Origin of the sequence: Alienimonas chondri (assembly GCF_013036045.1) — a bacterium.
Classification (GTDB): domain Bacteria; phylum Planctomycetota; class Planctomycetia; order Planctomycetales; family Planctomycetaceae; genus Alienimonas; species Alienimonas chondri.
Genome location: NZ_WTPX01000133.1, coordinates 1 through 12,908, shown reverse-complemented (window position 1 = coordinate 12,908; position 12,908 = coordinate 1). Strand labels below are relative to the sequence as shown.

Annotated in this window: 8 protein-coding genes and 1 pseudogene; 4 read left to right on the top strand and 5 right to left on the bottom strand. The window is 67.4% G+C overall.

Annotation, left to right across the window (positions count from 1 at the left end):
• The 3 genes and pseudogenes from LzC2_RS16690 to LzC2_RS16680 all read left to right on the top strand — a co-directional run.
• Window positions 1–1,720 (top strand): annotated as a pseudogene (locus LzC2_RS16690) (hypothetical protein); the annotation flags it as partial.
• Window positions 1,721–1,820: 100 nt separating this feature from the next.
• Window positions 1,821–3,107: an SAM-dependent methyltransferase gene (locus LzC2_RS16685; RefSeq protein ID WP_171189100.1), complete on the top strand. Its 1,287-nt coding sequence runs from the start codon at window positions 1,821–1,823 to the stop codon at window positions 3,105–3,107.
• A gap of 111 nt (window positions 3,108–3,218) precedes the next feature.
• Complete coding sequence (locus LzC2_RS16680; protein WP_171189098.1) at window positions 3,219–4,211, top strand: hypothetical protein; 993 nt, start codon at window positions 3,219–3,221, stop codon at window positions 4,209–4,211.
• Window positions 4,212–4,233: 22 nt separating this feature from the next.
• Here the strand turns inward: LzC2_RS16680 and LzC2_RS16675 are convergent, their stop codons facing one another.
• Complete coding sequence (locus LzC2_RS16675; protein ID WP_171189095.1) at window positions 4,234–5,451, bottom strand: right-handed parallel beta-helix repeat-containing protein; 1,218 nt, start codon at window positions 5,449–5,451, stop codon at window positions 4,234–4,236.
• Window positions 5,452–5,537: 86 nt separating this feature from the next.
• Complete coding sequence (locus LzC2_RS16670; protein WP_171189093.1) at window positions 5,538–6,296, bottom strand: phosphatase PAP2 family protein; 759 nt, start codon at window positions 6,294–6,296, stop codon at window positions 5,538–5,540.
• Window positions 6,297–6,468: 172 nt separating this feature from the next.
• Between LzC2_RS16670 and LzC2_RS16665 the strand changes: the two genes are divergently transcribed.
• Window positions 6,469–7,779, top strand: coding sequence for a Gfo/Idh/MocA family protein (locus LzC2_RS16665; protein ID WP_171189091.1), 1,311 nt, complete (start codon window positions 6,469–6,471; stop codon window positions 7,777–7,779).
• Between the two features lie 45 nt (window positions 7,780–7,824).
• Here LzC2_RS16665 and LzC2_RS16660 read toward each other — a convergent pair whose 3' ends face one another.
• The 3 genes from LzC2_RS16660 to LzC2_RS16650 all read right to left on the bottom strand — a co-directional run.
• Complete coding sequence (locus LzC2_RS16660; RefSeq protein ID WP_171189089.1) at window positions 7,825–8,862, bottom strand: DUF6807 domain-containing protein; 1,038 nt, start codon at window positions 8,860–8,862, stop codon at window positions 7,825–7,827.
• A gap of 162 nt (window positions 8,863–9,024) precedes the next feature.
• On the bottom strand, window positions 9,025–12,045 hold the full coding sequence (locus LzC2_RS16655; RefSeq protein ID WP_171189087.1) for a TolC family protein: 3,021 nt from the start codon (window positions 12,043–12,045) through the stop codon (window positions 9,025–9,027).
• A 90-nt stretch (window positions 12,046–12,135) separates the two neighbouring features.
• On the bottom strand, window positions 12,136–12,908 hold a 773-nt coding region (locus LzC2_RS16650; RefSeq protein WP_171189085.1), incomplete at its 5' end, for a MarR family winged helix-turn-helix transcriptional regulator.

The window sequence follows — 12,908 nt, the reverse complement described above, 5'->3', positions numbered from 1 at the left end:
CCTTCCACGCCCCGCCGACGATGCGGGACGACGGCGTTTCGCCCCGCGGCGCCCGCAACCGCTCCGCCGGGCTGAGCGTCAGACCCCTCACGTCGCTCCGCCATCCACCGAGGACGCCGCGCTGCTGGACGTCTTCCCGCCGCCGACGGCGACCGCTCCCCCGGGACAAGAGGGCGAAACGCACTTCGAGACGACCTTCACCCCGACGGACCCGGCGTTGTGGGACGAACGTCTGAACGAAGCGCCGGTCTTCCATTTGGAGATGCGGCACGAACAGCAGCCGGAGAACTCGTTTCAACTGCGGCTCGGACAGGGCGGGCAGATTTATTCATTGCAGGGCCCGTTCGGCGAGAGCGTGCCGCCGTCGTGGCGGGCGCCGGGCGGAGCGCTGTCCCCGTGGAACGATGAGGTCTGGCAATTCGTCGCCGTCTGCACGCGCTATAACGGGCTGGATGCAATCCAGAAGGCCGGAAGCGTGCCGGAAGCGTTCGCGGAAGAACTTGAACGCAGCGGCTACCGCGATTCGTTCTTCATTCATAACTCCGGCGCGTATATCCCGGGCGACGCGGAGATTCAGTCGCTGTACTGCCCGTTGCTGGCGTCGGACTTCGATGAGAAGACGCGAACCGCTCGCATGCTGAACTGGGGACTCGTTCCGCAGGTAAAGACGATCCACCGTTCGCCGCTGCTGTATTACACGCAGGTGCGGGACGTCGGCGACGGCGTGATCGAACTGACGTGGGTCGTGCATAACTTCAGCGACCGAGAAGACGTGGTCTTCGATCACCTCAACGCCCCGTGGGGCGGCACGCGGATCAGTAGTCTGCCGCTCCGGTACGTCAGTTCGCCCACGGGGCAACTGCTGGAGCGCGAGGGGCTGCTGAGCGAACACGGCACGATCGACGTGCGAAAGACGGGCGGATGGAACCTCTCGACCGCCTCCGATGCGACCGACGCCCCCAGTCTGGCGCTGGTCTACGGGCGCGACCGACACCTCGTAGCCGAACTCGCCCGCCGCGACGCCGGCGAGCCGTACGCTCAGTTCAAGCACTCGCTGTACCGCGACTGGCGGGCCAACGCACCGTTCTACGAGACCCGGTGGAAGGACTGGGCGACCCGGCCGCCCAACTCCTTCCGCAACTACGACGTCTGCGAGATCATCCCGAAGCTGCGCATCGTCCCCGATTCGACGATCTGGTTCCGCAGCTATCTGGTCGTCGGTGCGAAGGAGAAGGTGATGGAGCAGGCGACGGCGCTCGTGGACCACGTCGATTACGGCCTGCTGCGATTTCCCCGCGCGTCGACAGCGCTGACGACGGCGTCTCTGCCGGCGACCGACGGCGTTCCCGCGGCGTCGTTCGACCTGTATTCCAAGCCCGTGTCCGGCTCGAGGCCGCTGTTCCTGATTCAGAACACGGAGACCGGCGCCGAGGTCGTCACCGGCGATCCCTATCGGTTCGTCAAGACGGAGCCGCTGGCGCTCTCGCTGCCGGAGACGCACCCCGCGGCGGATTATTTCGAGAACGCGGTCGGGTACTCGATGGACGAGAACCGCAGCGATTGGCGGGCGCTGCTGGGCTACGCGCTGCTCGAAGAGCCGGCGGAGCCGGGCTGGCGGCGGTTGTCCGAGACGCTGCCGAACGCGCGATTCCCAGCGCCGGGCGGGCGCCACCTCGATCTGTGGGTGAAGTCGCCGGCGGGGGAGTCCGGGCAGGACTAGGCCGGCTGGGCGGACGCCGCGAAACGCGGTGGACGCGGGCGGGGCGTGGTCCTAAAAACCGCCTTCGATCATCGTTCACAAGTCTCTCCGCCGCACCCTGATGTTTCCGCTCTCGCACCTGCTCAGTCGATTCGTCCAGGAAGGGACGCTGACGGTGTACGACGCCGACGGCGGCAAGCACGTCTTCGGCGGCAAGGAGCCGGGGCCCGTCGTCGCCTTCCGGCTCCACGATAAGAAGCTCTATCGCTCCCTGTTCCTCAAGCCGGACCCGTTATTGGGCGAGGCGTATATGGACGGCACGCTGACGTTCGGCGGACCCGACGGCGGTCCGGGGGAGAACGGCGAAGCGGCCGGCGCCGACGGGCTGCGGGACTTTTTGCAGCTGTTCAACGTCAACCGCTTCTCCTTCGTCGATCATCCCCTGCAGAAGACGCTCAAGCGGTTCTCAAAGGCGTTGAAGAAGGTTCGGCAGTATAACCCGGTCGGCAAGGCCCAGCAGAACGTCGCCCATCACTACGACCTTTCCCGGGAACTCTACGAATTGTTCCTGGATAAGGATCTGCAATATAGCTGCGCCCTGTTCGCCGATGAGGGGCAGTCGTTGGAGGACGCCCAGCGGAATAAAAAGCGACACATCGCCGCGAAGCTGCATCTGGCGCCGGGGCAGCGCGTGTTGGATATCGGCTGCGGGTGGGGCGGCCTGGCACTGTATCTGGCGAAGGAGCACGACGTGCGGGTCACGGGGGTGACGCTGTCCGTGGAGCAGTGCCGGGTCGCTCAGGAACGGGCGGAGAAACTCGGACTGACGGACCGGGTCGAGTTCTTATTGAAAGATTATCGCGATCTGGACGGGCCGTTCGATCGGATCGTGTCCGTGGGGATGTTCGAGCACGTCGGCGTGGGACATTACGAGGAGTTCTTCGCGAAAGTGAAGGCGTTGCTGACGCCCGAGGGGGCCGCGGTGGTGCATTCGATCGGCCGTTGCACCCCGCCGAGCAGCACGGGGCCGTGGCTGCGGAAATATATCTTCCCCGGCGGCTATTCTCCGTCGCTGTCGGAGGTGTTCACGCACACGGAGCAGGCCCGGCTGTGGGTCACGGACGTGGAGGTTCTTCGGCTACACTACGCGAAAACGCTGCGGGAGTGGACGGTGCGGTTTGCGGAGAACCGCGAACGGGTCGCGGAGATCTATGACGAGCGCTTCTGTCGGATGTGGGAGTTCTATCTCATCTGTTGCGAGATGGCCTTTGCCGAGGGCAACGCCATGGTGTGGCAGATGCAGTTGGCCCGCGACCGGGCCGCCCTGCCGCTGACGCGGGATTATATGTACGAGGGCGTCAACTCCGCCGCCGGCGATGCGGCCGAACCGGTCCGCATGGCCGCGTGAGGGACGTGCGGCGTGCCGTGGGAGCCGAACGTCGCGCGGGTGTCGCCCGATGCGAGGGGCGATAGAGTGCGAATCGCACTTCGGATTCGCCCCCATTGAGTTGAACCGCTCATGTCCCGCCTTGCTCTATCCGCCGGTCTGGCGGCCCTGTTGATCGTCCCGCCGGCGTTCGCCGTGGACGATCCCGCGGAGCAGTGGGTCGCCGTGGGATACGGCGGGCGGCGGATGGTCTCCGAGGACGGCATCCGCTGGGAGATCACGGAGGAATGGGCCGTCGACGGAAAGGACGACTCCAATAATTTAATGAGCCTCGCCCGGGGCCGAGGAATATACGTCGCCGTCGGCGGCGGCGGATGGTCGCGGGACACGCAGGCGGGGCACATCCTCGTCTCGGAGGACGGCCGGACGTGGCGTGAGGTGCATAAGGCCCCGAACCGCGTGAACCCGGTGGTGTACGGGGCGAACGCCGGCCCGGACGGCGCCGGTCGGTTCGTCGCCGGCGGCCCGAATCGCACGCTATTGTGGTCCGACGACGCGGAGACGTGGACTCCCGGGGCTCAAATCCCCGCGGACGACTTCCCCGATTGGGCGATGTGGTTCCGCCACGGCGCCTACGGCAACGGCACGTTCGTCTTCATGGGCGAAGGCGGCAAGAACAAGGACTTCTATTGGTGCGTGAATACGAAGGACGGCGAAGAGGCCCGCTTCCGCCGCGATCTCCCGCATTTGAAGGGGCTGGCCTTCGGCGCCGGACGGTTCGTCGCGGTCGGCCCCGGCGTGATCGCCACGTCGAAGGACGGCTGGGAATGGACGACCCAGTCGCGGCCGGAGGAGGACAAGCTGTCCTGGATCGTCTGGACCGGCGAGGAGTTCCTGTGCGGCGGCGGTAAGCAGAGCTACGCCTCCGCCGACGGCCTTGAATGGCGCCCGCATCCGGTCCGGCCGCGCGGTCATTTGAAGTGGTCGGACGGCGAACGTTTTATCTCCAGTGGGTGGCCGGGAAAGATGTTTTATTCGACGGACGGAACGAAGTGGGAGCAGGCGCCGGAGATGACCCCGAACGGCATCAACAAAGTCGTCCGGGGCGCGTCGCCGGCCGAGTAGCGAGGCGGGGCGGATTCGCCGGTTATTCCTCCGCCTCCTCCTCCGCGTCGGCTCTCGGCGAATCGACGGCGCCGTTTTGCTGCACCAGCACCTTTCGGGGGGCTTCGCCGCGCATCTCGATCGGTTCGGAATCGAGGCCGCTGAACAGGTTGCCGGTGAGGACCAGTTCCGAGGGCGATTCCAGCACGATCCCGCCGGCGAGGCGATCGCCGGGCAGCCGTTTGACCTCGCCGTCGCCGATATAGCTATTGGAGAAGTTATTGCCGCTGACGGTGATCCGCCCGCTGTCCGGACCGATCCGCAATGCGTCCCCCTGCATAATCGTGAACGTGTTGGCGCTGACGGCGCAGCCGTGGGCGTCGATCAGGTCGACGCCGGCGCCGTTGTGGGCGATGACGTTCGCCGAGATCGTGATCCCGTAGCAGTCCCGGTCCAGCGTCACGGCGGCGGCGGCGCATTCTTCGATCATGTTGCCGCTGACGACCGAACCGTAGGTGTTTTCAATGACCACGCCGCGACCGAGGTGGTCGTCGAGGTTGTTGCCGGTCATGCAGAGATTAAATGCATCCGTGCAGACGACCGCGTCCTGGTTCTCCTCGAAATGATTCGCGGAGACGACGATGTCGTGGCAGCCCGGCACGTTCAGCCCGGCGGCGGCGTTGTATGTGATGAGGCAGTCGGCGACGCGGGGGTCTTCGTAGCAGCGGTCCAGCCGCACGCCGTCGCCGCCGTGCTTCGAGATCGTCAGGCCGTGCAAATAAACCTCATTCACCCGCACCGCGAGCACGCCGGGGCCGCTGTTCGGGTTGCCGGTCACGCGAAAATCGGTCAATTCGACCCGCCATAACAAGTCAGCCGACTTCGCGTCCGCTCCGTCGGGATGGGCCAACAGGAGCGCCGGCCGGCCGTCCTGGTTGTCGTTGACGAGGTGCGTGGCCGGGCCGGCGCCGATGATGCGGGTGTCGCCGCGGGTGAGACGCAGCGGTTCGGCGAGGTGAAATTCGCCTGGCGGCAGTCGCACGACGCCGCCCTCCGCGGGAACCGCATCGAACGCCGCTTGCAGGGACGGGTAGTTCTCCGCGCGGATCTCCTCGCGGGCGCCCGGGAGGGAGGGGGCGGCTTTAATGAGGACCGCCTCGTCCTCTTGAACAGGCGCCGGGACGGCGGAGAGCGGTACGGCGCAGACGGAAACGGCCGCGAGCGCCGCCGCGACGGCGGCGACGGACTGGGGGATCGACACGGGAGCGACGTCCGATCGGGGAGGGGGCGAGACGGACTTCATCCTGTCGCTCCGCCCCTTCGTCGCAACTCAGACCGCGTCGCAACTTACTCCGCGGCCGGCGCCGGTTCCGCGATCGGTTCCGGCTCTTCAAAGTCGACCCGGGTGGCCCGGTCCACCCACCGCAGCGCCAGCCAACTGGCGGCGGCCCAGGTGGCCCCGAACGTCCAGCCGGCCAGCACGTCCGTCGGCCAGTGCACGCCCAGATAGACGCGGCTCGCCCCGACCAACAGCGTGAGGATCGTCGCCCCGATCACGAACGACAGCTTCCCGATGCGCGTCGGCTGCGACCGGGCCGCGAGCAGTCCCAACGTCAAATAAACCACCGCCGACATCGCGGAGTGTCCGCTGGGGAAACTGCGTGTGAAGACCTGCGTGGCATGCGGCACGAGATCCGGCCGCGGGCGATCGAAGCCGATCTTCATGAGCCAACTGACCAACGTGCCCAGCGCGATCGCCGTGAGCGTTGCCGCGGCGAGCTTCGGGCGGCCGATCAATGCGAGGTGGCCCAGTGCCGCGATCGTCAGCAGGGTCAGCGCCGTCACGCTGCCCAGCGCCGTCACGTCCCGGGCGATCTCCTCCGCCCAGTCCGGGCCGAGCGGGTCGGCGGCGTCCTCCATATTTCGGAGGGCCATCAACACCTGTCGGTCCACCGAGGAACTGTCGCCCTCGGTGACGACGTCCGCCAGTTGGACGAATCCGAAGATGCCCGCCCCCACGCCCAGCACCGTCAGGATCGTCTTGAGTTCATGCGTGAAAATCCAATGGATGAGGCGACGACACTGCCTCTGGAGGCGTTTCCACATAACTCGGAGGGCGTCAGAACATTTGGGGGCGGGGAGGGCAGGGTACCCGGCGGGCGTCGCGGCGGAGAGCGACCGAACGCCGCAGACTGTTTACGCTGGTCGACTTACGCTGATCGTCGTGCGGTCTCCCGGCTTCGTTCAGCCGTCCCGCTTCCCCCGCCCCGCCGCTCCCATGACGTCGCTCTCCCGTCGTAAGTTCGTGCAGTCCTCGTCCGCCCTTGCCGCCGGTCTCTCGATGACCGGCGGAGCCGCCCGGGCCGGTCGCGTTTCGGCCCCCGGCGGGCGGGCGGTGCGGGTCGCGGTGATGGGGATGAGCCGCGGACTGGACTTGGCGAAGGCGTTCGCGGGGCTGCCGGGGGTGACGGTCGCCACGGTGTGCGACGTGGACGCCGGCCGGCTCGATCGAGCGGTGAAGACGGTCTCCGCCCTCTCGAAGACCCCGCCGAACGCGGCGACGGACGTTCGCGAGGTCTTAAAGGATCCGGACCTCGACGCCTTGCTCGTCGCCGCCCCGAACTTCTGGCACACCCCCGCGGCGCTGCTGGCGCTGGAGGCGGGCAAGCACGTTTACGTCGAGAAGCCCTGCTGTCACACCCCCGCCGAGGGGGAACGGTTGGTCGCCGCGGCTCGCAAGACCGGGCTGTGCGTGCAGCACGGCACGCAGCGCCGCAGCGAACCGGCGATCGTCGAGGGCGTGGAGCTGGTCCGCGGCGGGGAGATCGGCGACGTGTTTCTGGCCCGCGCCTGGTACGCCAATGGCCGCGGTCCGGTGAACCTCGAACCCGCCTCCGATCCGCCGGCGTCGCTGAACTACGACCTGTGGCAGGGTCCGGCGCCGCGGGCGCCGTATCGGTCGGGATTAATTCCGTATAACTGGCATTGGTTCTGGGACTACGGCAACGGCGAACTGGGCAACAACGGCATTCACGCCCTGGACCTCGCCCGGTGGGGGCTGGACGCGGAGTTCCCCGAGTCCGTCGTATGCGCTGCCGGCCGCTACGCCTGGGACGACGACCAGCAAACCCCGGACACCTACCAGTGCGCCTGGACCTTCCCCGGCGGCAAGCAGATGACGTGGGAGGGACTGTCCTGCAATAAGCTCGGAGTGATGGGCGACGGGTTCGGCGTGACCTTCCACGGCAAGGACGGTTCGGTGCAGCTGACCTCCGGCGGCTATCGACTGTTCGACCGCCAGGGCAAAGAGACGAAACGCAGCGAAAACGCCGGCTTCGGCGAGATGGACGCCGCCCACGCCGAGAATTTCGTCGCCGCAATCCGGGCGGACGATCCCGGCCTGCTGCACGCCCCCGCGGACGTCGCCCATCGCAGCACGCTGCCCTGCCACCTCGGCAATATCGCGCACCGAGTCGGCCGCGGTTTGACCTGCGACCCGTCCACCGGGCGGATCTTGAACGACGAGGAGGCGATGGGCCTCTGGGACCGTGAATACGCCGACGGCTGGGAGCCCGTCGTCCCGGCGTGAGCGGGCGGTTATTAAGAGGTTATTGAGCGATCGGCGATCGGCTGTTTATTCGGGAGCCGGTCCGGCGGGGAGAGCCGTCGGATCGGCCCTGAAGAATTCGTACGCCCGATGCGGACGGGAGGACTTTCGCACGTTCAGCGGCGGACGATCGGCGAAGGCGGCGGCCCTCGCCTTCGCGATCGCTCCCTCATAATCACCGGCATGCACGTGCAATAAATAGCGGAGGCGCAGCGGCTGCTCCGCCGTCACCTGTCGCGGCGCCTCCCGGCAGACGGACGGCCCCATCCAGCCGTCTGCCCGCACATGCCAGCGAACCGGGGCGCCGGGATTGGTTGGATGATCGAACAGCGTCACGCCGGCCGGCACGAAGCGGAAATTCTCGCCCTGTCCGGCGGGGATCGGGCCGCTGTAGTCCATCCAGGGGTTCGGCTCGCCGAAGATCGCTTGCTCCGCGGTGCGTCCCGCGGCGTCCGTGAGTCGACCGTCGCCGAAGTGCTCGGAGACCGTTTCCGCAAACCGCACGCCCAACATCCCGAAGTTCGTTTGGCCCAGCGTCAGCGGTTCCTCGCCCGCGGGACGCAGGGCGACGTTCAATTCCAGCTCATAATCCCCTTCCGACAGCGGGCGGAGGGCGACGCTCAGATCTTGCGTCATCACCGCTTCGCCTGTCGGGCCGAACCAACCCAGACGGCAGGCGAAGCGCCCCTCGCTGAGGCCGCTTTCGATGGCGAGCCACTCGGTTTGGCGAATCGTGGTCGGCGGGTCGACCGACCAGAAATCGAGGCCGCCGACGTCGTGATGCGCGAACCAAATCCCGCGATGATGGTCGTGGTTCGGCGCGCCGGGATGCCCCATCCGCACCAGCGAACCGCCGTCCGCCGGGGCGTTGAGCGGATAGAAGTGCGCCCGGCCCGCGGCCGCGCCCGGATGCCACACGGTGCGCTCCTCGCCGTTCACCCGAAACGACACCCGGCCGCCCGGCAGCGGTTCGAGCTGCACGTAATCGCCGGACGAGTCGGCTGCGGCGGGGACCGCGGGCGGAGCGCCGAGGAGGACGCACGCGATCGTGAGGGCCGGGTTCATCAGCGACAGTCGATTGGAGGCGGGTCCGCAGGGTGGGCGCCGCCCGCCGCCGTCGCAATCGAACGCCGTCGCAATCGAACGCCGTCGCAAACGAACGCCGTCGCAAACGAACGCCGTCGCAAACGAACGCCGTCGCAAACGAACGCCGTCGCAATCGAGCGCTTAATCCGAGGGCACGATCTCCGGCTCCGCGGCGCCGTCCGCGCCGGCGCCCGGGGTCTTCACCCGCAGTTCGTCCTGCAGATAAAACTCGTCACGCCATAATCCCTCCGGGCCGACGATCATCAGCCCCATATCGCGGTGGACGGCGACGCGGGCGGACTCGTAATCGACATAGGTCGAGATGAGATCGTTCGAACTGTCCAGCAGGTTGCCGAGCGCCTGCAACAGGTCGAACTGGCTGCCGCCGCCGCCCGGGCCGTATTGGCTTTCGACGGCGTTATCGAACTGCACCGCGGCGATGCGGACCGCCTGACGGGTCGTCTCGAAGTTCTGCTTGAGCACCGCGATCTGCCGCCACGCGGTGCGGACGTCCGCACGCACGGCGTCCTCGGCCGCGATGAAGTCGCGTCGAGCCCGTTGGTAATCAATCAGCGCCGCCCGGTAGGCGTTCCGCTCCTGAATGCGATCCAGCGGGGTATCGAATTCCAGGCCGACGTTGAAGTCGCTATCGTCCAGGCGGAAGTCGAGCGGGGCGTTTCGACGGCTTTCGTTGTCGAACAACGGGCGGGTTCGCACGTTGCCCTCCGCCCGCAGGTTCAATACGCCCTGCAATGCGTTCGCGGCCAGTTCTAACTGTCGGCGGGCGTCCGTGACGGCGGCCCGCTGGTTCATGAGATCCAGGCGGTTGTCCAGCGCGAACTGCACGGCGGCCTCCAGCGGCATATCGAACGGGTTGAGCGCCAATTGTTCGACCCGCAGACCGGTCTGCACCACTTCCGCACCGCGGGCGTAGATGAGTAAATCCTGCCGGCTGACGCCGATGAGGTCCGCCACCCGCACCTTCGTCCGAGCGGAGACGTTCGGAGCGGAAAGTTCCTCCAGGGCCACTTCCAACTCCGCGACGCCGCGATTGAGATCGCGAAGCAGCGTATCGAGCGAGCGTTCGTCGCGATCGAGGTCGCGGCTGAAGCGGGCCTGTTGCAGGGCGTCCAATTCGCTCAGCCGGTCGTCCTCGAAGCTGCGAACCCGGACCAGATCCTCTTCAGACAGGGTTTGCACGATGGTCCGGGTGCGGTCGTACAGACGGAGGAGACCTTCGACGACCTCGGCGATCGCGTCCGCGGGGATCGCCTCGGCGGCGGCGAGGTTCTCCTCGTCCGAACCGATCAGGTTCAACGCGGACCACTCCGCGACGAACTCCTCGACGACCGCCTCGTTGTCCGTCAACTCTTTCTGAATGAGCTGGAACGGCTCCAGGAACGATTGATCCAGCGTGACGACCATATCCGGCGGCAGGCCGAGATAGAGTTTATAAGAGTCCAGATTGTCCTGCAGAGACGCTTCCGCCTGCCGCAGCCGGGTGATGAGGTTGACCAGATTGCTTTCGAGCTGGGACGCCGCGAGGGTGATCGGGTCCGTACGAATCTGGGTGACGACGTCCGCCGCCGTATCGCGGAACGAGGGATCGTCCGTGAGGGACAGCAGCGCGGCCTCCTCCTCCTGGGTCAGATCGCTGACCACCCACAACGAACCGAGGCTTGCGTCGTACTCGACCGCGCCGTTCAGCACGCCGGTGAAGGGCAGTCGGGTTTGCACGCGTTCGCCGGCGAGCAACCTCTCCCGCACGGTGGGCGGCGGACCGTCCGGGTTCGCCGCGCGTCCGGCGGGGCGGTTCAACAGTTCCGGGGGGAAGGTGTCGATGACGGCCCGCGGCAGCGCCGCGAGCGGCACCTTGAACACGTTCGGGCGCCGCGCGTCCAATTCGCGGCGGAGGTTCAACAGCACCTCGGTGCGGCGAATGTTGTCCTGCAGGTTATTGATGGTCTGCACCTGCGTGAGCAGCCCCAGAAAGCCGCCGCCCGGCCCCGCGGTGGCCGCGTCCGCGAAGAACGTCTTCCGGAATCGCGCCAGATCGCGCACGGCGTAGAGCAGGTTCCGCTCCGTCTGCGTCAGGGCTTCGAGCGTCACCTTCCGCCCGGCGCCGCGCAGCAACGGTTGAACGATCGAATAGCTGAGCACGCTGGCGCTGGCGCTGTCCGGCCCGGAACCGAAGACGTACAGCGTATTGTTCGCCAATTCGACGGCCCATTGCCCGCCCGCGGGCAACAGCCGTGAGACGCCGAAGTTGGAGCTGATCGTGCCGGTGTCCGCAGCCGGGCGACGCAGAAACTCCTCTTGAAAATCGACCCCCGGCGGCCCCCCGCCGATGCCGAGGAATCGCACGTCGAACCGGAATCGCTCGAACGAGAGCGCCAGCGCCGCGAGATAGACGTCTTCCAGGATCGTTTGATATTCCCGGTTGTGGATATAGGCCAGCTCGATCGCCCCCGGCAGGGTCAGATCGAAGACCGCCGGGAGAAACGGATTGCCGGCGTTGAGGTCGGAGCCGCCGAGATCCTCCGTCGGTTCCAGTCCGGCGTATTCGCCTTCGCCGGGATCAATCGTCACGCCGTCGCCGTCGCCGTCGCGAGAGATGGGCCTCTGATCGGACGGATCGCGGAGCGACGACGCCTCGTCCGGGTCGATCAGGCCGGCCTGATAGCCGGCGAGGCGGACGCCGTCGTCGCCGTCGCTCGTCCCTTCGTGGGCGGCCCAGGCCGCGTTCATCCCGGCCCGTGTGAGGCCGAACCGCTCCAGCCACAGGGGATTTTCGATGAACGGCGTGTAGCCGAACTCCTCGTGCCAGTCGTCGTCGCCCTTGATGCGACCGAAATCGCCCATCCGCTGCATGAAGACGTTGGCCGCGGGATCGTCCGGCGGAACCGGCTCGCAGTCCGGGTGATACGGGTCGAAGAATCGACTGCGGGGGTCGGGAATGATATCCAGCCGCGGCGGCGCCCAGCGGGGGTCGCCGCTTTTTTCCAGCGACAGGCCGTACGCCTCGGCGTCGGCGTTCTGACGCCAGAACGCCCGCCCGCAACCGATCGGGAGGCACGCCGTGGCGACCAGCAAAGCGACGCCCATCGCACGGCGGGCATCACCCGGGCGGAACGGCCGACAGCAGATGCGGCGGACGAACATGGGCAAAACGGCGGGAGGCAGGCAAGGAAAGAGTCTCCGGGAGTCGGGTGACTCGCGGAGACTCTCGGTGGTGCGTCAGAGGAAGTCGGGTCAGGCGACTTTGCGGCGTCGCCCGGCGTCGGCGTCCGTCTGCTGCACGCCGGCCAGCAGGCGGCCGAGCGATTCGCACAGGCCGTCCCGTTCCTCATGGGACAGGGCGACGCACAGTTCCTTCGCCGCTTCGGCCCGGGCGGCTTCCGCGTGTTCGAGGGCTTCGCGGCCCAGATCGGTCAGCAGCAAGACCCGCTTGCGACGATCGCTTTTGGGGTGCAGGCGATAGACCAGCTTGCCGGTCCGCATCCGTTCGACCAGCGTGGAGACGCTGCTTTCGCACTGACCGAGGGCCGCGGCGAGCTTCGCCTGGGTACAGCCTTCCGGGGAGCTGTCCTGCACGACCCGCAGGGCCATGTAGCGGGCGTCGGTCATCTTCATGCCGGCGAACCGGGCGTCGAGCACGCCGCGGACCCGGTGGCCCAGCTTCATCAGCGTGTCCAGCACGCGGTTGGCGGCGGCGTCGGCGGGGGAGAGGTCCGGGGCGGGAACGTCCCGGGCCGGGCCGATGCTCCCGGCGATCTGGGCGTAGTCGTCCCGGGAGGCCGGCTGAGCGGGGGCAGCCGAATCCGCCTGGCTGGGCTGGGCGGCGAACCGGTGGCCGGCCGGGATCGTCGCCGGGCCGGTCGAATGCGCGGCGGGCGCCGGATAGGCGGGCCGAGACGGCTGCGGAGCCGGAGCGGTCGGCCGGGCGAAGGGCACCACCGGCGGGTGAGCGGCGTGAGCGGACTGCCCCGAACTGTAAGGCGAACCGCTGACGACGGCCCCGCGAC